Source organism: Salmonella sp. HY31, from assembly GCF_042604575.1.
Classification (GTDB): domain Bacteria; phylum Pseudomonadota; class Gammaproteobacteria; order Enterobacterales; family Enterobacteriaceae; genus Salmonella; species Salmonella diarizonae.
This window is the reverse complement of the sequence record NZ_CP170479.1, coordinates 2,141,717-2,167,113: the sequence shown is the minus strand read 5'-3', so window position 1 is coordinate 2,167,113 and position 25,397 is coordinate 2,141,717. Positions and strand designations below refer to the sequence as shown.

At 52.9% G+C, this 25,397-nt stretch carries 21 protein-coding genes and 1 pseudogene; 17 read left to right on the top strand and 5 right to left on the bottom strand.

Features of this window, described 5'->3' with window-relative positions; translation table 11 throughout:
• Positions 1-52: 52 nt before the first annotated feature.
• Entirely contained in the window at positions 53-388 is a 336-nt protein-coding gene (locus ACE15A_RS10250) for a GlpM family protein (RefSeq protein ID WP_000524877.1), read from the bottom strand.
• A gap of 126 nt (positions 389-514) precedes the next feature.
• Between ACE15A_RS10250 and rstA the strand changes: the two genes are divergently transcribed.
• From rstA to tus, 5 genes and pseudogenes are all read left to right on the top strand, one after another.
• Positions 515-1,249: a two-component system response regulator RstA gene (gene rstA / locus ACE15A_RS10245; protein WP_053508049.1), complete on the top strand. Its 735-nt coding sequence runs from the start codon at positions 515-517 to the stop codon at positions 1,247-1,249.
• 471 nt (positions 1,250-1,720) lie between these two features.
• Complete coding sequence (gene ompS2, locus ACE15A_RS10240; protein WP_129382416.1) at positions 1,721-2,872, top strand: porin OmpS2; 1,152 nt, start codon at positions 1,721-1,723, stop codon at positions 2,870-2,872.
• Positions 2,873-3,023: 151 nt separating this feature from the next.
• Positions 3,024-4,730 (top strand): amidohydrolase, encoded by a 1,707-nt coding sequence (locus ACE15A_RS10235; protein WP_072158649.1) that lies wholly within the window; start codon positions 3,024-3,026, stop codon positions 4,728-4,730.
• 111 nt (positions 4,731-4,841) lie between these two features.
• Positions 4,842-6,143, top strand: a pseudogene (gene rstB, locus ACE15A_RS10230) (two-component system sensor histidine kinase RstB).
• 74 nt (positions 6,144-6,217) lie between these two features.
• Positions 6,218-7,147, top strand: coding sequence for a DNA replication terminus site-binding protein (tus, locus tag ACE15A_RS10225; RefSeq protein ID WP_053508053.1), 930 nt, complete (start codon positions 6,218-6,220; stop codon positions 7,145-7,147).
• On the opposite strand, the gene fumC is transcribed toward tus, so the two are convergent.
• Both fumC and fumB read right to left on the bottom strand, forming a co-directional pair.
• Positions 7,144-8,547: a class II fumarate hydratase gene (gene fumC, locus ACE15A_RS10220; RefSeq protein ID WP_053508054.1), complete on the bottom strand. Its 1,404-nt coding sequence runs from the start codon at positions 8,545-8,547 to the stop codon at positions 7,144-7,146. The genes tus and fumC overlap by 4 nt on opposite strands.
• A gap of 167 nt (positions 8,548-8,714) precedes the next feature.
• A complete protein-coding gene (gene fumB / locus ACE15A_RS10215) occupies positions 8,715-10,361 on the bottom strand; it encodes a class I fumarate hydratase (protein ID WP_053508056.1) in 1,647 nt (548 codons plus the stop codon).
• Positions 10,362-10,560: 199 nt separating this feature from the next.
• Between fumB and manA the strand changes: the two genes are divergently transcribed.
• Positions 10,561-11,736: a mannose-6-phosphate isomerase gene (manA, locus tag ACE15A_RS10210; protein ID WP_053508057.1), complete on the top strand. Its 1,176-nt coding sequence runs from the start codon at positions 10,561-10,563 to the stop codon at positions 11,734-11,736.
• Between the two features lie 102 nt (positions 11,737-11,838).
• Positions 11,839-13,347 carry a YdgA family protein gene (locus ACE15A_RS10205; RefSeq protein WP_053508058.1) on the top strand — a complete coding sequence of 503 codons (1,509 nt, stop codon included), beginning with the start codon at positions 11,839-11,841 and terminating at the stop codon, positions 13,345-13,347.
• 57 nt (positions 13,348-13,404) lie between these two features.
• Here ACE15A_RS10205 and ACE15A_RS10200 read toward each other — a convergent pair whose 3' ends face one another.
• A complete protein-coding gene (locus ACE15A_RS10200; protein WP_023248123.1) occupies positions 13,405-14,433 on the bottom strand; it encodes a Mal regulon transcriptional regulator MalI in 1,029 nt (342 codons plus the stop codon).
• A 172-nt stretch (positions 14,434-14,605) separates the two neighbouring features.
• Between ACE15A_RS10200 and malX the strand changes: the two genes are divergently transcribed.
• From malX to add, 3 genes are all read left to right on the top strand, one after another.
• Positions 14,606-16,198 (top strand): maltose/glucose-specific PTS transporter subunit IIBC, encoded by a 1,593-nt coding sequence (gene malX / locus ACE15A_RS10195; protein ID WP_023248122.1) that lies wholly within the window; start codon positions 14,606-14,608, stop codon positions 16,196-16,198.
• Positions 16,199-16,207: 9 nt separating this feature from the next.
• Positions 16,208-17,380: a MalY/PatB family protein gene (locus ACE15A_RS10190; protein ID WP_023248121.1), complete on the top strand. Its 1,173-nt coding sequence runs from the start codon at positions 16,208-16,210 to the stop codon at positions 17,378-17,380.
• Between the two features lie 216 nt (positions 17,381-17,596).
• Complete coding sequence (add, locus tag ACE15A_RS10185; RefSeq protein WP_053508060.1) at positions 17,597-18,598, top strand: adenosine deaminase; 1,002 nt, start codon at positions 17,597-17,599, stop codon at positions 18,596-18,598.
• A 74-nt stretch (positions 18,599-18,672) separates the two neighbouring features.
• Here add and ACE15A_RS10180 read toward each other — a convergent pair whose 3' ends face one another.
• Positions 18,673-19,713 (bottom strand): oxidoreductase, encoded by a 1,041-nt coding sequence (locus tag ACE15A_RS10180; RefSeq protein ID WP_053508061.1) that lies wholly within the window; start codon positions 19,711-19,713, stop codon positions 18,673-18,675.
• A gap of 207 nt (positions 19,714-19,920) precedes the next feature.
• On the opposite strand from ACE15A_RS10180, the gene blr reads away from it, so the two are divergent.
• The 7 genes from blr to rsxD all read left to right on the top strand — a co-directional run bounded on the left by blr (position 19,921) and on the right by rsxD (position 25,395).
• The gene (gene blr / locus ACE15A_RS10175; RefSeq protein WP_170963050.1) at positions 19,921-20,010 is read left to right on the top strand and encodes a division septum protein Blr; all 90 of its coding nucleotides are present in this window, start codon (positions 19,921-19,923) and stop codon (positions 20,008-20,010) included.
• Positions 20,011-20,344: 334 nt separating this feature from the next.
• The gene (gene ydgT, locus ACE15A_RS10170; protein ID WP_000217947.1) at positions 20,345-20,560 is read left to right on the top strand and encodes a transcription modulator YdgT; all 216 of its coding nucleotides are present in this window, start codon (positions 20,345-20,347) and stop codon (positions 20,558-20,560) included.
• Between the two features lie 88 nt (positions 20,561-20,648).
• Positions 20,649-21,089: a DUF2569 domain-containing protein gene (locus ACE15A_RS10165; RefSeq protein ID WP_000214061.1), complete on the top strand. Its 441-nt coding sequence runs from the start codon at positions 20,649-20,651 to the stop codon at positions 21,087-21,089.
• A gap of 76 nt (positions 21,090-21,165) precedes the next feature.
• Positions 21,166-21,747, top strand: coding sequence for an electron transport complex subunit RsxA (gene rsxA / locus ACE15A_RS10160; RefSeq protein ID WP_000133179.1), 582 nt, complete (start codon positions 21,166-21,168; stop codon positions 21,745-21,747).
• Positions 21,747-22,325: an electron transport complex subunit RsxB gene (gene rsxB, locus ACE15A_RS10155; RefSeq protein WP_053508062.1), complete on the top strand. Its 579-nt coding sequence runs from the start codon at positions 21,747-21,749 to the stop codon at positions 22,323-22,325. Before rsxA ends, rsxB begins: the two co-directional genes overlap by 1 nt.
• Entirely contained in the window at positions 22,318-24,336 is a 2,019-nt protein-coding gene (gene rsxC, locus ACE15A_RS10150) for an electron transport complex subunit RsxC (protein ID WP_053508064.1), read from the top strand. Before rsxB ends, rsxC begins: the two co-directional genes overlap by 8 nt.
• Positions 24,337-25,395 carry an electron transport complex subunit RsxD gene (rsxD, locus tag ACE15A_RS10145; protein ID WP_053508065.1) on the top strand — a complete coding sequence of 353 codons (1,059 nt, stop codon included), beginning with the start codon at positions 24,337-24,339 and terminating at the stop codon, positions 25,393-25,395.
• Positions 25,396-25,397: the final 2 nt, after the last annotated feature.

The following is a 25,397-nucleotide window of genomic DNA, read 5'->3' as shown; positions in this document are numbered from 1 at the left end:
CATCGTAATACATACGGATATTACGATGGGAAAACCACTGTCTTTGCCAATATTAATGCCATTTAATCCAGCAAAAAATCAGCAGCCACGCGCTTAGCCCCCAGCAGACCACCGCACCACCAAGCGCGACAGGCAGGCGCATCACGCCGCTGAAATACCATAGCGTTGCAAGATAAATAAAATAAGGAATGATCGACCACATACTAAAGACGATGGTGGTACGCATCGCGTCGATGCCCCGCTCGCTGGCAACGATATAGTGCGCGATAAGCGCAAACGTTGGAAACAGAGGGATTAATCCGGCGATATAATAATTTTTCGTTTTTGACAGCAGACCAATCAATACGACAACCAGCGCCCCCAGGGCAGCTTTAATCACGAGTCCCATTACCTTGCCTTAACACGTTAATAACAACAGCGTGTAGCATAACGGAACCGCTCTCGTTTAGAAAAGATTTATGGAAGGGAAAACAGAGGCGGTGTATGTTGGCGTTTTCTATTCTCCATTTATAATATGAACCGCATTGTATTTGTTGAAGACGACGCTGAAGTAGGTTCTCTCATTGCCGCTTATCTGGCGAAACATGATATTGATGTCATTGTTGAGCCGCGTGGTGACCAAGCGGAGGATCTTATCCTCACCACTCAGCCCGATCTGGTTTTACTGGATATTATGCTTCCAGGTAAAGATGGCATGACGATATGCCGCGATTTACGCCACCGCTGGCAAGGCCCGATTGTCTTGCTCACCTCGCTGGATAGTGATATGAATCATATACTGGCGCTGGAGATGGGTGCCTGTGACTATATCCTCAAAACTACGCCTCCGGCCGTTTTACTGGCGCGCCTGCGCTTGCACCTGCGGCAAAACGAACAGGCGCAACAGACAAAAAGTCTACAAGAGCGCGCGCTTACACCGCATAAAGCGCTGCGTTTTGGCGCGTTAACCATCGATCCCCTTAACCGGGCGGTCCAGCTCAATGGCGAGCTCATATCGCTTTCTACCGCCGATTTTGAGTTGCTCTGGGAGCTGGCGACACACGCCGGACAAATTATGGATCGCGACGCGTTGCTAAAAACGCTACGCGGTGTCAATTACGATGGTCTGGATCGCAGCGTGGATGTGGCGATTTCTCGCCTGCGTAAGCAACTGCTGGATAGCGCTGCTGAACCCTATCGTATAAAGACCATTCGCAATAAAGGCTATCTTTTTGCCCCTCACGCCTGGGACGAGACGACAACGGAGTAAATTAGCCGTCAGGTTTTACCCGCCTTTCTCAAGTTATAGTGGCGATGCACGCCGCCACTACTCAAAAAAACACCGTATATATGAATGCGCTTTTTATTGGTCGAAACAGACTCTTTATTAGCATTTTCTCAGCCCTGCGCTTCAGCATTACGTCGTTTTTGCCCCCAGATTTAAATAAAAAAACTCAAAGCCGACTCACAAATTTGATAATAGAATGGCTGCCTTTCAATATATTGCCGTTTTTTCCCGCAAAATGTGAAACCAAAAAAATCATATATATGAATATATTGTCACTAATGTATTCATATAAAATATATTCATTTCCAACAGTAACTTTCGTATTAATTAATAACATATAAAAAAAGTTAGCGTTTGCTGAAATAATATTATTCGGATTAGGATGCCTTTGATTCAACGAATCTGTAGAAGTTCAATCTTTTGCAAAAAAGTTAAGTTTTTAAGGATAAAAAAATGAAAAGAAAAGTATTGGCACTTGTCATCCCGGCTCTGCTGGCTGCTGGCGCGGTACACGCCGCTGAAGTTTATAACAAAGACGGCAATAAACTGGACCTTTATGGTAAAGTAGACGGCCTGCACTATTTCTCTGATGACTCTTCTAAAGATGGCGACCAGACCTATGTTCGTTTCGGTTTCAAAGGCGAAACGCAGATTAACGATCAGCTGACCGGTTACGGCCAGTGGGAATATAACGTACAGACGAACACTTCCGAAGGCGATGGCGCTAATTCCTGGACTCGCCTGGCATTCGCTGGCCTGAAATTCGGTGACTACGGTTCATTCGACTACGGTCGTAACTACGGCGTCCTGTACGACGTAGAAGGCTGGACCGATATGCTGCCAGAGTTCGGCGGCGACTCCTATACTTACGCCGACAACTATATGACCGGCCGTGCTAACGGTGTGGCAACCTATCGCAATGCTGATTTCTTCGGTCTGGTAGACGGTCTGAACTTCGCGTTGCAATATCAGGGTAAAAATGAAAGCCAGAGTGCTGACGATGTAAATATCGGTACCAATAACCGTAATGATGGTGACGACATTCGTTACGATAATGGGGATGGCTTCGGTATTTCCACTACCTATGATATTGGCATGGGTTTCAGCGCAGGCGCTGCATATACCACGTCCGATCGTACTAATGAGCAAGTCAATGCCGGCGGTACTATTGCAGGCGGCGACAAAGCTGACGCGTGGACAGCAGGTTTGAAATATGATGCCAACAACATCTATTTAGCCACTATGTATTCCGAAACCCGTAATATGACGCCTTATGGTAAAACGGATGCAGGTTACGCTGGCAGCGTAGCAAACAAAACGCAAAACTTCGAAGTTACAGCCCAATATCAATTTGACTTCGGTCTGCGTCCGGCAGTTTCCTTCCTGATGTCTAAAGGTAAGGACCTGACCTATAACAACGTTAATGGCGATGATAAAGACCTGGTTAAATATGCTGACGTAGGTGCTACCTACTATTTCAACAAAAACTTCTCCACCTATGTTGATTATAAAATCAACCTGCTGGATGACGACGATCAATTCTATAAAGATGCTGGTATCAGCACTGATGATATCGTCGCGCTGGGTATGGTTTACCAGTTCTAATTTTTATTAATTATTCTCAAGCCCGCTATTTTGGCGGGCTTTTCTATTTTTGTCACTACTGTTCTAAAAACAGAACGCACCGTTCCCCGGGCACGAATTGAACAATTTTTGTTCACCCCATATCTTTTGCTCATCGCCCGAAAAAAGGAACATGCTAATGCTCAGTCTCGTCCCATCTCTGATTTCCAGAACCGCTCTCCTTTTTCTGCTCACGGCCACAGGCGCAGCCGCCGCCGCCCGCCCCGCAGCCGATATTATTTTGCATAACGGTAATATCATTACTCTGAATGATGCCCAGCCGCAGGCCAGCGCGCTGGCGATTTCCGGCTCGCGGATTGTGGCGATTGGCGATGATACGGCGACAGATGAATGGCGCGGCAACCATACCCGTACCATCGATCTACAGGGTAAAACCGTGATACCCGGTCTGACAGATACCCACATCCATGCCATTCGCGGCGGACAAACCTGGACATTCGAAACCTACTGGTACGACAGCCCTTCGCTTAAAGACGCGCTGGATAAATTACGCGCGGACGCTAACCGTCGTCCCCACGATCAATGGGTAGCCGTAGTGGGATCGTGGATACCAGCGCAATTTGCAGAAAACCGGGCACCGACGGTAGCCGAACTTAACCACGCTCTTCCCGAACACCCGGTTTATATCCAGTATCTTTACGACTATGCATTGGTGAATCAGCGCGGTATAGACGTACTTGGCCTTAACGCCGCCCCTCCTCCTGATTTAGCGGGAATCCGCGTAGAGCGCGACGCAAAAGGTAGCGCCACAGGGAAATTATTTGGCGATATCGCCGCATTTAACCAGCTTTTTGCCAGCATAAGTAGTGATGCCGATCATGAGGGCGGTCTGCGGCAATTTTTCGCTGATATGAACGCGCGCGGCGTGACCGGCATCATCGACCCCTCTGCCGGACCTGCCGCCGCTTATGAGCCATTATTTGCAATGCGAAACCAGGGGGATTTACCGCTGCGCGTGGGGTATCGCATTCCGGTACAGCCGGAAGCGAAAGGTCATGAAGCGCAGTGGTTCAGCAACCTCATGGCCTTTCGCCCGCCGCGCGCCGATGATGGGCAACTGGCTTTTCTTGGTCTGGGGGAAAGCCTGGTGGCCGGAATGAATGACGGCGTGCGGATGGCCCCAGGATTTTCTTCCTCAGAGCAGGACAAAACCGCACTTCGCCAGGTCGCGATGTTTGCGGCAAAACGGGGAATACCGCTTGAGATCCACGCTTATACCGACGACAGCGCCGACACGATATTGACGATTTTTGAGCAGGTAGCGCAGCAGTACGATCTGCGCCCTCTCCGCTGGTCTATTGCGCATCTGAATACCGGCTCGCCACAGACACTTGAACGAATGCGTAAGCTGGGCCAGGCATACACTGTGCAAATGGGGCCTTACTTTGAGGGGCTTGCCATCCGCGACGCCAACCCACCCTACGCGACAGACAATTCGCCGCCGGTTCGACTGGCGCTGGATAAAGGGCTTGTCGTGGCTGGCGGCACCGATTCGACGCGTATTGGCATTGCCGGCGTCTGGCACGCTATTGAATATCATATCACGGGCATAGCATCAGGCGGTTCCGTGCGTAAACCCGCCAGCGAACGGCTCACGCGTCTGGAAGCGCTAACGTTATATACACGCCATGCCGCCTGGCTCACCTTTGCCGAACAAAACCGAGGGCAGCTTAGCATCGGCAAACAGGCCGATCTGGCGGTACTCAATCAGCCATTTATGACGATGCCGGAAGACAGAATTGATACCATCCGCGCTCTTTTGACGCTTGTCGATGGACGCATTGTTCACGAAAGTCCGGACCTTAACACCGGACAATGAGGTTGTCAGTTGACGCAAAGCCTGCTTTTATAACCCACCAGCGGCACTGACGGGAAATCTTTTCCGCCAGCGCCGCGATAGAGTTAATGTATTGATATCCGGTGGGTGTTGATGAAAAAGCTGTTTGTGCAGTTTTACCTTTTGCTGTTCGTCTGTTTTCTGGTCATGACATTATTGGTCGGGCTGGTGTACAAATTCACCGCCGAACGCGCGGGCAGACAATCGCTTGACGATCTGATGAAAAGTTCGCTTTATCTAATGCGCAGCGAACTGCGGGAAATTCCGCCGCGTGAATGGGGGAAAACGCTGAAAGAGATGGACCTGAACCTCTCTTTCGATTTACGCGTTGAACCGTTAAATCACTATAAGCTTGATGCCGCTACCACTCAGCGACTGCGTGAAGGCGATATTGTCGCGCTTGACGAGCAATACACCTTTATTCAGCGTATCCCGCGCAGCCATTACGTCCTGGCAGTCGGCCCTGTTCCCTATCTCTATTTCCTGCATCAAATGCGACTGCTGGATATCGCCTTAATGGCACTCATCGCGTTTTCTCTCGCCTTTCCTGTGTTTATCTGGATGCGCCCGCACTGGCAAGAGATGCTCAGGCTCGAATCCGCCGCGCAGCGCTTTGGCGAGGGTCATTTGACTGAACGCCTGCATTTCGATAATGGCTCCAGTTTCGAACGTCTCGGCGTAGCGTTCAACCAGATGGCGGATAATATTAATGCCCTGATCGCCAGTAAAAAACAGTTGATTGACGGTATCGCCCACGAGCTTCGCACACCGCTGGTACGTTTACGCTATCGGCTTGAAATGAGTGAAAATCTGACACAGCCGGAATCACAGGCGCTCAATCGCGATATTGGTCAACTGGAAGCGCTGATTGAAGAGTTGCTCACCTATGCGCGCCTTGACCGACCACAAAATGAACTGATGCTGACCGAACCCGATCTCCCCGCCTAGTTGAGCGCGCATTTGCAGGATGTGCAGAGCGTGAACCCGGAACGCGCCGTAAACCTTCTTACCTGTGTAACCGGCGATTATGGCGCGCTTGATATGCGGTTAATGGCGCGAGTACTGGATAACCTGCTGAATAATGCGCTGCGCTACAGTCGTACCACCGTTCAGGTCAGTCTGTTACTCGACGGTAGTCAGGCAACGCTGATAGTCGAAGATGATGGCCCCGGCATTGAGGCGGATGCGCGAGAGCGCGTATTTGAACCTTTTGTCAGACTCGACCCCAGTAGAGACCGTGCGACAGGCGGCTGCGGGCTTGGGCTCGCCATCGTACACTCTATCGCGCTGGCGATGGGCGGTAGCGTCGCCTGTGACGATAGCGAACTGGGTGGCGCAAAATTTAGCTTTCGCTGGCCGGTCTGGCACGCGATTCCCGGTATGACCACTGCCTGACTTTTTTGCACGCTGGTTGAGCTGCGGAAATTGTGCTATACAGATAGTATGTTGTAACTAAAGTGAATGATACAATGTCCCGCTACGATCTCGTTGAACGCCTGAATGGCACTTTTCGCCAGATAGAACAACACCTGGCGGTGCTGACAGATAATCTACAACAGCATTCGCTACTTATCGCCCGTGTCTTTTCACTGCCTCAGGTGACCAAAGAGGCGGAACATGCGCCGCTGGACACTATCGAGGTGACGCAACATCTGGGGAAAGAGGCCGAAACGCTGGCGCTACGTCACTATCGTCATTTGTTTATTCAACAGCAGTCCGAAAACCGCAGCAGTAAAGCCGCCGTCCGCCTGCCTGGCGTCTTATGCTATCAAGTGGATAATGCAACGCAGTCAGATCTGGAAAATCAGGTACAACGCATTAACCAGTTGAAAACCACCTTCGAGCAGATGGTTACGGTAGAGTCCGGCCTTCCCTCGGCGGCGCGTTTTGAGTGGGTGCATCGGCATCTACCCGGCTTAATTACGCTGAACGCTTACCGCACGCTGACGCTTATCAATAACCCCACCACCATACGTTTCGGTTGGGCAAATAAACATATTATTAAAAACTTAAGCCGGGATGAGGTTCTGAGCCAGTTGAAAAAAAGCCTCGCGTCGCCGCGCAGCGTCCCGCCGTGGACGCGCGAACAATGGCAATTCAAGCTGGAACGGGAATATCAGGATATCGCCGCCTTACCGCAGCAGGCCCGACTCAAGATTAAGCGCCCGGTTAAAGTACAGCCGATCGCCCGCATCTGGTATAAAGGCCAGCAGAAACAGGTGCAACACGCCTGCCCCACGCCGATTATCGCGTTAATCAACACGGACAATGGCGCTGGCGCGCCGGATATTGGCGGGCTGGAAAACTATGACGCAGATAATATTCAGCACCGTTTTAAACCACAGGCGCAGCCGCTGCGACTGATTATCCCGCGACTGCACCTGTATGTGGCGGATTAACGTCCCGGCGTCATACTGCCAACCATCAACTCCGGACGTACCCAGGCGTCGAACTCCGCGTCGCTAAGGTACCCTAATGCCAAGGCTGAGGCTTTGAGCGTCAGCCCTTCTTTATGCGCCTTCTTCGCAATCTCCGCCGCTTTATCGTAACCAATGTGCGTATTGAGTGCAGTGACCAGCATCAGCGACTCATTCAGCAACTGCGTAATACGCTCGCGGTTTGGCGCGATTCCTGACGCACAGTGTTTATTGAAACTCTCCATGCCATCGGCCAGCAGGCGCACCGTTTGCAGAAAATTATGAATAACCATCGGACGATACACGTTGAGCTCAAAGTTGCCTGATGCGCCCCCCATATTGATGGCCACATCGTTACCCATCACCTGGCAGCATAACATCGTTACCGCTTCACACTGGGTCGGGTTCACTTTACCAGGCATGATAGAGCTCCCTGGCTCATTCTCCGGGATAGCAATCTCGCCAATGCCGCAGCGCGGGCCGGACGCCAGCCAGCGAACATCGTTGGCGATTTTCATGAGCGAGGTCGCCAGTCCTTTTAATGCGCCATGCGCCTGTACCAACGCGTCACAGGTTGCCAGCGCTTCGAATTTATTGGGGGCGGTAACAAACGGCGCAGCGGTAATTGTCGCCAGTTCCTCGGCGACGCGCCGGGCATATTCCGGGTGGGTATTGAGCCCTGTCCCCACTGCGGTTCCGCCGAGCGCCAGTTCCGCGACATGCGGTAAACTGTGCTCAATGTGCCTGAGGTTATGTTCCAGCATAGCTACCCAACCGGAAATCTCCTGGCCTAAAGTGAGCGGCGTCGCATCCTGCAGGTGAGTACGGCCAATTTTGACAATATCGGCGAAAGCGTGGGATTTATCGCGAAGCGTATCCGTTAATGCGGATAATTGCGGGATGAGGTGTTCGCGTAACGCCAGCAACGCCGCTACGTGCATCGCGGTTGGGAAAACATCGTTTGAGCTTTGACTCTTATTGACGTCATCATTGGGATGCACCTTGCGTTCCATACCGCGAACGCCACCCAAAATTTCACTGGCGCGGTTCGCTAACACTTCATTCATATTCATGTTGCTTTGCGTACCGGACCCGGTCTGCCAGATCGCCAGCGGAAACTCATCAGCGTGTTTTCCCGCCAGCACTTCATCAGCCGCCTGGATAATCGCGCTGGCTTTTTCCGCCGCCAGCAACCCTAAATCCTGGTTGACCTTCGCAGCGGCGCGCTTGGTCAACGCCAGCGCGTGGATGAGCGAGACGGGCATTTTCTCCGTGGAAATCCGAAAATGTTCCAGCGAACGTTGAGTCTGCGCCCCCCACAGTTTATCTGCCGGGACTTCAATCGCGCCCATTGAATCTTTCTCGCGGCGTACCGTTACCATTACCTGCTCCTTACTCAAGTTGATGAGGTCATGTGTCAACATTGCCCACATGTTTGCGGTCTTATGAGTATTAACGATAACAACACAACGGTGTAGACCGGATAAAGCGCTTGCGCCGCCCTCCGGCAAAATAGCGAATAATGTTACCGCCCCGCAGGGCGGCAATGTTACTTAACGCAGCGTGCGCACTGCGATGTCTGAATCTGCTGGAAGAAATCGTTGCCTTTATCATCCACCAGAATAAAGGCCGGAAAATCCTCCACTTCGATTTTCCAGATAGCCTCCATGCCCAGTTCAGGATATTCCACACACTCCAGGCGCTTGATACTGCCCTGCGCCAGGACGGCTGCCGGGCCACCGATACTGCCCAGGTAGAAGCCGCCATGTTTCTTACAGGCATCGGTTACCTGCTGGCTACGGTTGCCTTTCGCGAGCATGATCATACTGCCGCCCTGCGACTGGAGCTGATCAACATAGGAGTCCATCCGCCCTGCAGTAGTCGGCCCAAGCGACCCGGAGGCGTAACCTTCCGGCGTTTTTGCCGGCCCCGCATAATAGATAGGATGATCTTTGATGTACTGCGGCAAACCTTCGCCTCTGTCCATCCGCTCTTTCAGTTTAGCGTGCGCGATGTCGCGGCCCACAATAATCGTGCCGTTCAGCGACAGGCGCGTTGATACCGGATACTGCGACAGTTGTTGCAGTATCTCGCTCATGGGACGGTTAAGATCAACGCGCACCGCCTCGCCCTCTCCCGCCTGGCGCAGCGCCTCTGGAATATATTTACCGGGATTGCGCTCCAGCTTCTCGATCCAGATCCCTTCCCGGTTGATCTTCGCTTTAATATTTCGATCCGCGGAGCAGGACACGCCCATACCTACCGGACACGATGCCCCGTGACGCGGCAATCGGATAACACGAATATCGTGAGCGAAATACTTGCCGCCGAACTGCGCGCCTAAGCCAAGATTTTGCGCCTCAAGCAACAATTCTTTTTCCAGCTCAATATCGCGGAATGCCTGCCCGTGTTCATTTCCTTCGATCGGTAGCGCATCATAGTATTTTGCCGAGGCCAGCTTAACGGTTTTCAGATTCGCTTCCGCCGAGGTGCCGCCAATGACAAACGCAATGTGATACGGCGGACAGGCGGCAGTGCCCAGCGTACGCATCTTATCGACGAGATAATTTTTGAGCTTACCCGGCGTCAAAAGCGCTTTTGTTTCCTGATAGAGGTAGGTTTTATTCGCCGATCCGCCGCCTTTAGCGATACAGAGGAATTTATATTCATCGCCATCGACGCTGTAGAGATCGATCTGCGCCGGCAGGTTGGTACCGGTATTGACCTCTTTGTACATATCCAGCGCCGCGTTTTGCGAATAGCGCAGGTTGTCTTCGATATAGGTGTTATACACGCCACGAGCCAGCGCCGCTTCATCACCTCCGCCAGTCCAGACGCGTTGGCCTTTTTTGCCGACAATAATGGCCGTACCGGTATCCTGGCAGGTGGGCAACACGCCCTTAGCCGCGATATCGGAGTTTCGCAGGAATTGCAGCGCGACATATTTGTCGTTTTCACTGGCCTGCGGATCGCGCAGAATATCCGCCACCTGCTGCTGATGCGCCGGACGTAGCATAAAAGACGCATCATGGAAGGCCTGACGCGCCAACAATGTTAACGCTTCCGGCGCGACTTTCAGGATCTCTTGTCCTTCAAATTCAGCGACAGAAACATGTTCGCTGGTCAACAAATAATACTCGGTAGCGTCCTTTTTGAGGGGAAAAGGGTCTTGATAAAAGAAGGGTTTGTTTGACATTGTGCTCTCACTTACCGCTCGGTATGGTTATTCTCTGGGCAGGTGTTCCATTGCCCGACTAAAAGCGAGTTACACTATCCTACACAATTTTTTAACAAAAACTGAGACAAGTACGACTTTTTACGCCCGGAGGTTACTTCATGCGGGTTTCTTGGTTTAATACCTCCCATTGATTTCCACATTGAAACAGGGCTTGATAATGCAAAAACTCATTAACTCAGTGCAAAACTATGCCTGGGGAAGTAAAACTGCGTTAACGGAACTTTATGGCATAGCAAATCCGCAGCAGCAGCCACAGGCTGAACTCTGGATGGGCGCGCATCCCAAAAGCAGCTCGCGAATCACCACCGCCCACGGCGAAACCGTCTCCCTGCGTGACGTCATCGAAAATAAGAAAACCGCCCTGCTGGGCGAAGCGGTCGCCAACCGTTTCGGCGAACTGCCGTTTCTGTTTAAAGTACTGTGCGCCGCGCAGCCGCTCTCTATTCAGGTGCACCCGAATAAGCGCAACTCCGAAATAGGTTTCGCTAAAGAAAATGCGGCGGGTATACCAATGGACGCCGCAGAGCGGAACTATAAAGATCCTAACCATAAACCAGAGCTGGTTTTTGCCCTGACACCTTTCCTTGCGATGAATGCGTTCCGCGAATTTTCTGACATTGTCTCTTTACTGCAACCTATCGCTGGCGCGCATTCCGCTATCGCCCACTTTTTGCAGGCGCCGAACGCTGAACGTCTGAGCCAGCTTTTCGCCAGCCTGTTGAATATGCAAGGCGAAGAAAAATCCCGCGCGTTAGCCGTACTCAAAGCGGCACTTAACAGCCAGCAAGGCGAACCGTGGCAAACGATCCGCGTGATTTCAGAGTATTATCCTGACGACAGCGGGCTTTTCTCTCCTTTGTTGCTGAATGTGGTCAAACTGAATCCCGGCGAGGCGATGTTCCTGTTTGCCGAAACACCTCATGCTTATTTGCAGGGCGTTGCGCTGGAAGTCATGGCGAACTCCGATAACGTTCTGCGCGCCGGCCTTACGCCAAAATATATCGACATCCCTGAGCTGGTCGCGAACGTGAAGTTCGAACCTAAACCTGCCAGCGAGTTGCTGACTGCCCCGGTGAAAAGCGGCGCGGAGCTGGACTTCCCAATTCCGGTTGACGACTTTGCCTTTTCACTGCACGACCTGGCGCTTCAGGAGACGAGCATCGGCCAACACAGCGCCGCGATTCTGTTCTGCGTTGAGGGTGAGGCGGTGTTACGGAAAGATGAACAGCGTCTGGTACTGAAGCCGGGTGAATCTGCCTTTATCGGCGCGGATGAGTCTCCGGTTAACGCCAGCGGCACGGGCCGTTTAGCGCGTGTTTATAACAAGCTGTAGCAACATACTGAATTTTTTAACAACTCTTGCTAAGCTTATAAGAGACGTAAAACTCCTCCAGGCGGTTTAATCCGCCTGGTTTCATTTTTATGGACAATTGATATGAAAAAAACACTGGTAGCTGCAGGTGTAGTGATTGCACTTGGCATCGTCTGGACAGGCGGCGCCTGGTATACGGGGAAAAAGCTGGAGAACCATCTTTCAGAAATGGTGACTCAGGCCAATGAACAGCTCAAGCGTACTGCGCCGGAGGCCGGTGTTGAATTAAGTTATCAAAACTACCAGCGCGGCGTGTTCAGTAGCCATCTGCAACTGGTCATCAAACCGGTTGCCGGCGCAGACAATACCTGGTTGAAACCCGGGCAAAGCATTGTGCTGGACGAATCTGTTTCACATGGCCCCTTCCCGCTCGCCCAGCTCAAAACGCTCAATCTGATCCCTTCTATGGCATCGGTAAAAACCACGCTGGTGAATAACGATGCGGCAAAACCCCTCTTTGATATCGCGAAAGGCGACGCGCCCTTTGTCATCAATACCCGCATTGGTTATGGCGGCGATACCCGCTCCGATATCTCTCTCAAGCCGTTAAACTACGAGAATGCCGGTGAAAAGGTCGCCTTTAGCGGCGGGGAGTTCCAGCTTAACGCCGATAAAGACGGTAATGTGGTTTCGCTGTCAGGCGAAGCGCAGAGCGGTCTGGTCGATGCCGTTAACGAATACAATCAAAAGGTGCAACTCACCTTTAATAATTTGAAAACAGACGGTACCAGTAAACTGGCAAGCTTTGACGAGCGTGTAGGCGACCAAAAGTTAACGCTGGATAAGCTGTCCATCGCCATTGAAGGTAAAGAGATGGCGGTGCTGGAAGGGATGGAAATTGCCGGCAAGTCCGATCTGGTCAATGACGGAAAAACCATTAATAGCCAGTTGGATTACTCGCTTAACAGCCTGAAAGTACAGAATCAGGATTTGGGCAGCGGTAAATTAACGCTGAAAGTCGGTCAAATCGACGGCGAAGCCTGGCACCAGTTTAGCCAGCAATATCATGCGCAAACGCAGGCGTTGCTGAATCAGCCGGATGTGGCGCAGAATCCTGAGCTTTATCAGCAAAAAGTCACCGAAGCGTTCTTTAGCGCCCTCCCCGTGCTGTTAAAAGGCGATCCGGTGCTGACCCTGGCGCCGCTTAGCTGGAAAAACGCCAAAGGGGAAACCACGCTGAATCTGTCGCTGTTCCTGAAAGATCCGGCAACCACAACGGCACAACCGCAAACGTTGGCGCAGGAAGTCGACCGCTCCGTGAAATCGCTGGATGCGAAACTGGCAATTCCGATGGACATGGCGGTCGAGTTTATGACGCAGATAGCAAAACTGGAAGGCTATCAGCAGGATGATGCGGAAAAACTGGCAAAACAACAGGTGCAGGGGCTGTCTGCAATGGGTCAGATGTTCAGACTGACAACGCTGAAGGATAATACCATCGCCTCCAGCTTGCAGTACGCCAATGGCCAGATCATGCTCAACGGACAAAAAATGCCGTTGGAAGACTTTGTCGGCCTGTTTGGGATGCCGGCGCTTTCCGTACCGGACGTTCCGGCGTTGCCGCAACAATAATCGCCTTGCCGGGTGCAGCGACGCTGCACCCGGTCTACGCCGAACAACGCTCAGCCTCTACTTTTGCGTCACCAGGCGAGCGGCTATCGTTTGACTCCGCAAATGGTGCTCGTCGTGAGCAATACGCTGCAACATTCGTTCGGCCAGGGTATAGCCTATTTCTCGCGCCGGCGTACTGGCCCAGATAATCGGCAGGTCGTCGAGGGCATTCTCCGCAACATCAGCAAACGCCGCCAGCGACACCTGCTGCTCAAAATAACGATCGACACCGCTCTCGCCACTCTGTCGTCCTGCTCTCAGTAGCCCAAACCACGCCCCCATCGCAATGGTTTCGTTGTAACAAACGACAGCGCTAATGGTCGGATTGTATCGCAACAGCGCGGTAATACTTTCTGCAGCCTGTTTCTGACTGGAAGTGCATTCCACGACCCACTCGCTGTGAAACGGTAGACCGTATTTTAACAACGTCGCGCAATAGCCGCCCACGCGCTCCGCGCGGGTTAAAGATGCGCTTTGCCCTCCCAGCCAGGCGATGCGCTGATGGCCCTGACGAATAAGGTATTCCGTCAGGAGCTGCGCTGCCTGCATGTTATCAGGCCGAACGATATCCGCATCATCAAGATAGCTGGCGCGTGACGCAAACACGACGGGAATCCCTTGTGCGTCGGCCTGGGCTCTCAGCGCTTCGCTACTGCCCGCCACACCGGCGATCACCACGCCATCCACCCCCTGATTGAGCAACATGGTAAAACGTTGGTTTAGCTGTTCGCCATCTTTACCCCCGTGCAGGAGAAAAACCATACGGCCTTGTGCTTCCAGTGCTTCCGTTAATCCTGCGGTCAATTCGGCATAAAACGGTGCCGATAAATCGCGAACGATCAAACCGATAACGCCGCTTTGCCCGCCACGCAGCGCGGACGCCTGGCGGTTACGCACAAAGCCCAGTTGTTCAATTGCCGCGTTCACACGCTCGCCGGTCGCGGACGATATTCGCCCCTTGCCGCTCAGCACTAAGGAAACGGTGCTCACCGACACGCCGGCCGCCAGCGCAACATCGTGGATAGTGATTTTTTTGGCGATAGCCATGGCAACAAATCGCTCCGGAGTCTGACAGATAAAACGTTTTACCTATCTGTTATCTTTATACGCGTTATTATCGGTCAGTAATGTGATTAATGCCGCACTAAAATCTGGTAAAACGTTTTATCTTCTCGCCATCATAACCTGACACCGGTCTTTATTAACAAGGAGTCGTTAGATGACGACGAAAACCACACCAAGAATAACGCTATGGGAATTTTTCCAGCAATTGGGCAAAACGTTTATGTTGCCCGTCGCCTTGCTCTCGTTCTGCGGCATTATGCTCGGTATCGGCAGCTCGCTCAGTAGCCACGACGTTATTACCCTGCTCCCTGTGCTGGGTAATCCATTGCTACAGGCTATCTTCACCTGGATGAGTAAAGTAGGTTCTTTTGCCTTTAGCTTCCTGCCGGTGATGTTTTGTATCGCGATTCCGCTCGGTCTGGCGCGAGAAAACAAAGGCGTCGCCGCGTTTGCCGGGTTCGTCGGTTACGCGGTAATGAACCTTGCGGTCAACTTCTGGCTCACGGCAAAAGGCATTCTGCCGACCACCGATGCGGCGGTGCTGAAAGCCAATAACGTACAAAATATTCTGGGCATCCCCTCGATCGATACCGGCATCCTCGGCGCCGTTATCGCTGGTATTATTGTCTGGATGCTGCATGAACGGTTTCACACCATTCGTTTGCCGGATGCGCTGGCCTTTTTCGGCGGTACGCGTTTTGTACCTATCGTTTCCGCCGTCGTGATGGGGCTTGTCGGCCTGGTTATCCCGCTCGTATGGCCAGTTTTTGCGATGGGAATTAGTGGACTGGGTCATATCATCAATAGCGCCGGCGACTTTGGCCCGATGATTTTCGGCACCGGCGAGCGCCTGCTGTTGCCTTTTGGTCTGCACCATATTCTGGTAGCGCTGATTCGCTTCACCGAGGCGGGCGGTACGCAAGAAGTGTGCGGGCATACCGTTAGCGGCGCGTTGACTATTTTCCAGGCTCAGCTCAGTTGCCCAACGACGCACGGCTTCTCTGAAAGCGCCACTCGCTTCTTATCGCAAGGCAAAATGCCGGCGTTTCTCGGTGGTTTGCCGGGCGCCGCGTTGGCAATGTACCACTGCGCCCGTCCAGAAAACCGCCCTAAAATTAAAGGATTATTGATTTCCGGTTTAATCGCCTGCGTTGTCGGCGGTACAACGGAGCCTCTGGAGTTCCTGTTTCTGTTCGTGGCGCCGGTACTGTATGTTATTCATGCTCTGCTGACCGGGCTGGGCTTTACCATCATGGCGATTCTCGGCGTCACTATCGGCAATACAGATGGCAATATTATTGACTTTGTGGTGTTCGGCATCCTGCATGGTCTGTCAACAAAATGGTATCTGGTGCCGGTAGTGGCAGCGATGTGGTTTGCGGTTTACTACGTCATTTTCCGCTTCGCCATTACACGCTTTAACCTCAAAACACCGGGGCGCGAGGCGGAGATCGCCACCAGCATTGAAAAAGCGATCGCTGGCGCGCCAGGAAAATCCGGCTACAACGTGCCTGCTATCCTGGCGGCATTAGGCGGCACAGAAAACATCGTGAGTCTGGACAACTGCATCACCCGCCTACGTCTGTCAGTGAAAGATATGTCGCTTGTGGATGTCCAGGCATTGAAGGACAATCGCGCGATAGGCGTCGTACAGCTCAATCAGCATAATTTGCAGGTCGTTATCGGCCCGCAGGTTCAGTCTGTAAAAGATGAAATGGTTGGTTTGATGCATACCGTTCAGGCATAAGGAAGAGATATGTTCGATTTTTCACAGGAAGTTGACCGTCGCGGTACATGGTGTACGCAGTGGGATTATGTCGCCGATCGTTTTGGCGAAGCCGATCTGCTCCCCTTTACTATTTCGGATATGGACTTTGCCACCGCGCCATGTATCCTGGAGGCCCTAAACCAGCGCCTTTCCCACGGAGTACTAGGCTATAGCCGCTGGAAAAATGAGGCGTTTTTAGGGGCGATTTCCCACTGGTTTGCGACACGTCATCAGACCACGATTGATACACGCGCCCTTGTATACGGCCCTTCCGTTATCTATATGGCGTCCGAGCTTATCCGCCAGTGGTCCGACGAAGGCGACGGCGTGGTAGTTCATACTCCCGCTTATGATGCTTTTTATAAAGCGATTGAAGGCAACCATCGCATCGTCACTCCCGTCCCGCTGGAGAAAGAAGGCAACGCCTGGCATTGCGATATGGCAAAACTGGAGACGGCGCTGGCGCGTCCGGAAAGCAAAATCCTGCTGCTGTGCAGTCCGCAGAATCCCACCGGTAAAGTGTGGACGCGTGACGAGCTGGAAACGATGTCAGCGCTGTGCGAGCGCCATGGCGTACGGGTGATTTCCGATGAAATTCACATGGATATGGTATGGGGAAACCAGCCGCATATTCCCTGGAGCAATGTCGCGCGCGGAGACTGGGCGCTGCTCTCCTCCGGTTCGAAAAGCTTCAACATCCCGGCATTAACCGGCGCTTATGGAATCATTGAAAATAGCGCAAGCCGTGAACGCTACCTGGCCGCCTTAAAAGGTCGTGACGGCCTCTCCTCGCCAGCGGTGCTCTCGCTCACGGCGCATATTGCCGCATATCAGCACGGCGCGCCGTGGCTGGATGCGTTACGCGTCTATCTGGCGGCTAATATGCGCTATATCGAGCAGGCGCTGAATGACGCCTTTCCGACGTTGAACTGGCAAGCGCCGCCATCGACCTATCTGGCCTGGATTGATCTCCGTCCGCTCGGCATTGACAATCAAAAATTACAGAACGCGCTCATTCACCGGGAGAAAGTCGCCATTATGCCCGGCGATACCTATGGCGCAGAAGGCCGGGGATTTGTACGTCTGAATGCCGGATGCCCTCGCCTGAAACTTGAAAAAGGCGTCAACGGATTAATTAATGCTATCCGCACCGTTCGCTGATACCGTCTACAAGCGGGGGGTTGACCCTTTATCCTAAGATGCGATGACAGCAACTCCCCCTGTGAGCTGACCGGGGCGCGATAAAGAAAATGGTACAAAATTTCTCCCGCGCCCTCGCGAAGTTGCAACGTAATGGCTCCGTTTTTCCAAAATCTCCAGAGGATTACCAATCTGTAGTATAATGGTGCGCACTTTTATTAAAAATTGAGTGCGCCCATGATTGATATTACGCTTCCTTTGACTGACATCCACCGCCACCTTGATGGCAACATTCGCGCCCAAACAATTCTGGATCTTGGTCGCCAGTTCAACATCGCCCTTCCCGCCCAAACGCTGGAAACGCTGATTCCGCATGTTCAGGTCACCTCAACCGAACCCGATTTAGTAAGCTTTCTCTCTAAGCTCGATTGGGGGGTAAAAGTCCTGGCATCGCTTGACGCCTGCCGTCGCGTGGCCTTTGAAAATATTGAAGATGCCGCACGTAACGGCCTGCATTACGTCGAGCTTCGCTTTTCGCCCGGTTATATGGCGATGGCGCATCAGTTACCGATTGCAGGCGTGGTTGAAGCCGTTATCGACGGCGTACGCGACGGCTGTAACACGTTTGGCGTCGAGGCGCGACTCATTGGCATTATGAGCCGTACCTTCGGCGAGGCGGCATGTTTACAGGAGCTTGATGCGCTGCTGGCGCACAGAGAGAAGATCATCGCGTTGGATTTAGCCGGTGATGAGCTGGGCTTTCCCGGCAGTCTGTTTTTGTCGCACTTTAACCGGGCGCGCGATGCGGGCTGGCATATTACCGTTCACGCTGGCGAAGCCGCAGGACCGGAAAGTATCTGGCAGGCAATTCGCGAACTGGGGGCCGAACGTATCGGACATGGCGTAAAAGCCGTTGAAGATCGCGCGTTAATGGATTTTCTTGCGCAGCAACGTATCGGTATTGAATCCTGTCTGACCTCGAATATTCAGACCAGTACCGTCGCATCGCTGGCAGACCATCCGCTCAAAATCTTCCTTGAGCATGGCGTTCTCGCTAGTCTTAATACGGACGATCCGGCTGTTCAGGGCGTAGATATTATCCATGAATATCACGTTGCCGCGCCCGCGGCAGGCTTGAGCCGCGAACAGATTCGCCAGGCACAGATTAACGGTCTGGAAATGGCGTTCCTGAGCGATGGCGAAAAACGTGCGCTGCGCGAAAAAGTGGCCGCGGCATAAGATTGCTTTATTGACGCTAACGCCCTCTCTCCGCCTGCGGTTTAATGCTATCCCAGGCGGAGAAATGCTAAATCTCAGGCAAGACACAGCGTCGCGCGATGTTTTGCCGATTCCATGCCTAGTTCAATTAACTCCATAATTTGAATCGCCTGACTTGCCGGCACGGGATTTTCACCATTACCGTTTAACGCATCGCGGATGGCGGCATAATATGCCGGATAGTTACCCGGCAACGTAAGCCAGTTCTCTTCTTTGCGTGTCTCTCCCTCAACCAGGGTCAATACGCCGTCACGCATATCATATCCCCAGTCTTCCTGCGGTAAACGCTCGCCGTTTTTTAGCCGTTCTTCCTGGGGATCAAGGCCATATTTTACATAGCTGCCGCGCGAACCATGAACGATGTATCGCGCTGACTCCGCTGCGGCAAGCATCGTACCGTGCAAAATCACGCGGCGCTGAGGATAAGATAAAATCGCGTGGAAATAGTCCGTAGATTGCGCGCCCGGACGCAGTTGCGCTAAATCCACCGTCATGCTGACCGGCAGACCAAAAAGTTGAATGGCCTGATCCAACAAGTGCGGCGCCAGATCGTACCAGATACCACTTCCCGGCCCGCCTTGCTCGCGCCAGCGGTCGCGCACCTGAGGACGGAAACGATCAAAGTGGGATTCAAACAAAGACACCTCGCCGAGCACGCCATCCGCCAACAAGGCTTTCAGCGTCAAAAAATCGCTGTCCCAGCGGCGGTTATGGAAGACTGAAAGTACCCGGCCGGTGCTCCGCGCAAGCGCATCCAACTCTCGTGCCTGTGACAGTGTCACGGTAAAGGGCTTATCAACCACCACATGCTTACCGGCTTCCAGCGCGGCTTTCGCCAGCGGGAAATGGGTATCGTTGGGCGTCGGGATCACAATCAGGTCGATATGCGGATCGCTAAATAAATGTCGGGGCTCAGAGACCACGGACACCGCCGGCCAGTCTGCTTTCACTTTCGTTTCATCGCTGCTGGATACCGCCGCAAGTTCTAACCCTGGCGTTCCCATAATTAAGGGCGCATGAAAGGTTTTACTGGCGTAACCATAACCTATTAACCCAACGCGGATTTTGTCATTCATCTCACTGCCTCCGGTTTTAGATATCGCTATTCCACACCATCGTACCATTAGCCGCAATAGCGTCCTGACCAACAACGTAGCATCTGATGATTAACTTGTTACAGAACAGAGTTTGAAATCGTTCCCATCCCTCTTGCCGACCGTTCGCCAGGAAAGTAACATTTACTCTCTGTGTTTATGGATAGATCAAAGCAAATGTCGTCAATAATGAATCGTCTAATTGAATTAACAGGGTGGATAGTTCTCGTTATCTCGGTCATTCTTTTAGGTATTGCCAATCATATTGACAATTACTAACCGCCAGAACCCGTTGCTTCCGTTCAGAAGAAGTAAGCATCAGATAACGCAAAGGCGTTTTCGCACGGCACGGTGAACGGTGTCGTAAGGCGTGCCGGGAAAAGTCAAAAATCGGCCAAAAAAACGAAATATGTTCTATCCTGGTCTGACGTTTATTGCCTGTTGTAGGAAAGCGCGTTAACCTTTCGCCCCAGGCGCCATTTGGCGCCTGACTCTTTACCGGTAAGAATATTCCCGTTTTACCTGCACCCCTGACCTCTCACTGGTGCGATTTTGTTTATTTTTTATCAGTGACTACTCCGTTGGCATTATATTTAATATGGATCAACTTTATATGACTGTTCAGGATTATCTATTAAAATTCCGCAAAATTAGTTCGCTCGAAAGTCTGGAAAAACTGTTCGACCACCTTAACTATACCCTTACTGATGACAGGGATATTGTTAATATGTATCGCGCTGCGGATCACCGCCGTGCCGAACTGGTCTCCGGAGGACGCTTGTTTGATGTAGGTCAGGTCCCGCAATCCGTCTGGCGCTATGTGCAATAAAGAAAGTAGCGTTTGACATTAAAAACCTTATAATATTTGCCCCAAAATGAGCGGCATAACCGTTAACGCGCGTAACCCCGGAGAAGATATGACCACAACACCGCCACAACGAATCGGAGGCTGGCTTCTTGGCCCGTTAGCCTGGCTGTTAGTCGCGTTGTTGAGCGCCTCGCTGGCGTTATTACTCTACGTTATGGCGCTTGCCACACCGCAAACGTTCAAGACGCTTAGCGGACAGGAAACCGGTAATTTACTGCTATGGGGCATTTCATTTATTACCGCTATCGCTATGTGGTACTATACCCTGTGGTTGACGATTGCATTCTTCAAGCGCAGACGCTGCGTGCCGAAGCATTACATTATCTGGCTGCTGGTGTCGGTTTTACTGGCGGTTAAAGCATTTGCCTTTTCGCCCGTATCAGATGCCTTTGCCGTGCGCCAGCTACTCTTTCCACTGTTGGCGACGGCGCTCATTGTACCTTATCTCAAACGTTCAGCGCGCGTCAAAACAACGTTTGTTAATCCGTAATAACCCTACAGTTAACCTGTTGTCGCCTGTGGTAGTTTGACAGATAATAGGCGGCTTTTTTATTTCAGGCCGAAACATGACTGATTACCTGCTGCTCTTTGTCGGAACTGTACTGGTCAATAACTTTGTACTGGTCAAGTTTCTGGGCCTTTGTCCCTTTATGGGCGTATCCAAAAAGTTGGAAACCGCCATGGGGATGGGCCTCGCGACGACCTTTGTCATGACGCTGGCGTCGATATGCGCCTGGCTTATCGACACCTGGATACTTATTCCGCTGGATCTGATTTATCTGCGGACGCTGGCCTTTATCCTCGTCATTGCCGTGGTCGTGCAATTTACCGAAATGGTTGTACGAAAAACCAGCCCGGCATTATACCGCTTGTTAGGCATCTTCTTACCACTGATTACCACTAACTGTGCGGTTCTGGGCGTAGCGTTACTGAATATTAATCTCGGTCATCACTTTCTTCAGTCGGCGCTGTACGGATTTTCCGCCGCCGTCGGTTTTTCATTGGTAATGGTTCTGTTCGCCGCCATCCGCGAACGCCTTGCCGTGGCGGATGTGCCGGCGCCTTTTCGTGGTAACGCGATAGCGTTGATTACCGCAGGATTAATGTCTTTGGCCTTTATGGGCTTTAGTGGTTTGGTGAAGTTGTAATGAATACTGTCTGGATTGCCGTTGGCGCCCTGACCTTTCTGGGCCTGGTGTTCGGCGCCATTCTGGGTTATGCCTCTCGCCGATTCGCGGTTGAAGATGACCCGGTAGTTGAAAAAATCGATGCAATTTTGCCACAGAGCCAGTGTGGTCAGTGCGGCTATCCCGGTTGCCGTCCCTACGCCGAAGCCGTGGGTCTCCAGGGTGAGAAAATCAATCGTTGCGCGCCCGGCGGCGAGGGCGTCATGCTGAAAATTGCAGAGCTGCTAAACGTAGAGCCGCAGCCATGCGATGGTGAAGAACAGCAGGCCGCGCCGGTACGTATGCTGGCAATTATTGATGAAAATAACTGCATTGGTTGCACAAAATGCATTCAGGCCTGCCCGGTTGACGCTATCGTTGGCGCAACGCGCGCCATGCACACGGTCATGAGCGATCTCTGTACCGGCTGTAATCTGTGTGTCGCTCCGTGTCCGACGCACTGCATCGAATTACGTCCGGTGAATGAGACGCCCGACAGTTGGAAATGGGATTTGAACACCATTCCCGTTCGCATCATTCCCGTGGAACAACATGCTTAAACTATTTTCTGCTTTCAAAAAAGATAAAATCTGGGATTTCGACGGCGGTATTCATCCTCCCGAAATGAAGGCCCAGTCAAACGGCACGCCGCTGCGCCAGGTGCCTTTAGCACCGCGCTTCGTTATCCCCTTAAAACAGCACATTGGCGCTGAGGGCGAGCTGTGCGTTAGCGTCGGCGATCGCGTGCTGCGCGGCCAGGCGCTCACCCGTGGACGTGGGAGAATGCTGCCGGTACACGCGCCCACCTCCGGGACGGTTATCGCTATTGCGCCCCACTCGACGGCGCATCCTTCGGCGCTGGCGGAGTTAAGCGTCATCATTGATGCCGACGGCGAGGACCGCTGGATTGAGCGCGAGGGCTGGTCTGATTACCGTGCCCACAGCCGTGAAGCGCTCATTGAACGCATTCATCAGTATGGCGTTGCCGGGCTTGGTGGCGCAGGGTTTCCCACCGGCGTTAAATTGCAGGGCGGCGGCGATAAAATCACCACGCTTATTATTAATGCCGCAGAGTGCGAACCTTACATTACGGCGGACGATCGTCTGATGCAGGACTGCGCCGCGCAGATTGTGGAAGGTATCCGCATCCTGGCGCATATTCTGCAACCGCGTGAGGTATTAATCGGCATTGAAGATAACAAACCGCAGGCTATTTCCATGCTGCGCGCCGTACTGGCTGACGCCCACGATATTTCGTTACGCGTTATCCCAACCAAATACCCTTCCGGCGGTGCAAAACAGCTCACTCAGATACTGACGGGAAAACAGGTTCCCCACGGCGGGCGCTCCTCTGATATTGGCGTGCTGATGCAAAACGTCGGTACGGCTTATGCCATTAAACGCGCCGTGGTTGACGGCGAACCGATCACAGAACGCGTCGTCACCTTAACGGGTGAAGCGGTAAGCCGTCCGGGTAACGTCTGGGCGCGGCTCGGCACTCCCGTTCGTCATTTGCTTAACGATGCCGGTTTCTGCCCTTCCGCCGACCAAATGGTCATCATGGGCGGTCCGTTAATGGGATTCACCCTTCCCTGGCTTGACGTACCGGTTGTAAAAATCACCAACTGCCTGCTGGCGCCATCCGTGACTGAAATGGGAACGCCTCAGGAAGAGAAAAGCTGTATTCGTTGCAGCGCTTGCGCTGACGCTTGCCCTGCCGACCTTTTACCGCAGCAGCTTTATTGGTTCAGCAAAGGGCAGCAGCATGACAAGGCTACCACTCACCATATTGCCGATTGTATAGAATGCGGTGCCTGCGCCTGGGTCTGCCCCAGTAATATTCCGCTCGTCCAATATTTCCGTCAGGAAAAAGCGGAGATTAATGCAATAAGGCTTGAAGAAAAACGCGCCGCCGAAGCAAAAGCGCGTTTTGAGGCTCGTCAGGCAAGACTGGAGCGCGAAAAAGCCGCCCGCCTTGCACGCCACAAGAGTGCGGTCGTACAACCTGCGGCAAAAGATCAGGATGCCATTGCCGCTGCGCTGGCACGGGTAAAAGAGAAACAGGCGCAGGCCACGCAGCCGGTGATTATTCAGGCTGGTAGTCTGCCGGACAATAGCGCCGCGATCGCGGCCCGTGAAGCACGTAAAGCGCAAGCACGCGCTAAACAAGCCGGTCATACGATGGCTGACAGCGCGATATCTGGCGACGATCCGCGCAAAGCCGCAGTGGAGGCAGCTATCGCCCGCGCCAAAGCCCGTAAGCAGGAACAGCAGGCCGTAAAACCTGTCGAACAGGTCGACCCGCGCAAAGCCGCGGTGGAGGCAGCTATCGCCCGTGCCAAAGCCCGCAAGCAGGAACAGCAGGCCGTAAGTGAACCTGTCGAACCGGTCGATCCGCGCAAAGCCGCGGTGGAGGCAGCTATCGCCCGTGCCAAAGCCCGCAAGCAGGAACAGCAGGCCGTAAGCATTCCTGTCGAACCGGTCGACCCGCGCAAAGCCGCGGTTGCTGCGGCGATCGCCCGCGTCCAGGCAAAAAAAGCATCACAGCAGCAGGTTGTTAACGAGGACTAAATGGTATTCAGAATCGCAAGCTCGCCTTATACCCATAACCAGCGCCAGACATCGCGAATCATGTTGCTGGTGTTAATCGCCGCTCTGCCGGGGATTGCCGCGCAGACGTGGTTTTTTGGTTGGGGAACGCTTTTCCAGATCGTTCTGGCTGCCATCACGGCGCTCGTCGCAGAAGCCATTGTCCTTAGGCTGCGCAAACAATCGGTCGCCAGTCACCTGCAGGATTATTCCGCGTTATTGACGGGGCTTTTGCTGGCGGTCAGTATCCCTCCGCTCGCGCCCTGGTGGATGGTCGTGCTGGGAACGGGATTCGCCATTATTATCGCCAAACAGTTATATGGCGGGCTGGGACAAAACCCCTTTAATCCGGCAATGATCGGTTACGTGGTGCTATTAATCTCCTTTCCGGTGCAAATGACAAGCTGGTTGCCGCCTTATGAAATAGCCGCAACAACGCCCGATATGCTGGACACGTTGCGGATGATTTTTACCGGGCATACCGCCAGCGGCGGCGATATGACGCTGCTACGTATAGGAATTGACGGTATCAGCCAGGCGACGCCGCTGGATACGTTTAAAACGTCCTTGCGCGCCGGGCATTCCGTTGAGCAAATTATGCAGTACCCGATATACAGCGGCATGCTGGCCGGCGTAGGCTGGCAGTGGGTTAACCTCGCCTGGCTTGTCGGCGGCGTATTCCTGCTGTGGCAAAAAGCTATCCGCTGGCATATCCCGGTCAGTTTTCTGCTCACGCTGGCGCTATGCGCCGCGTTAGGTTGGCTTTTCTCGCCCGCTACGCTGGCCTCGCCACAGTTGCATCTTCTGTCAGGCGCCACCATGCTGGGCGCGTTTTTTATCTTAACGGATCCGGTTACCGCCTCCACGACCAACCGTGGTCGTTTAATTTTCGGCGCGCTGGCTGGGGTATTAGTGTGGCTGATTCGTAGCTTCGGCGGTTATCCGGACGGCGTTGCTTTTGCTGTCCTGTTGGCGAATATCACGGTTCCTCTGATCGACTACTACACGCGCCCCCGCGTCTATGGACATCGCAAAGGATAAAC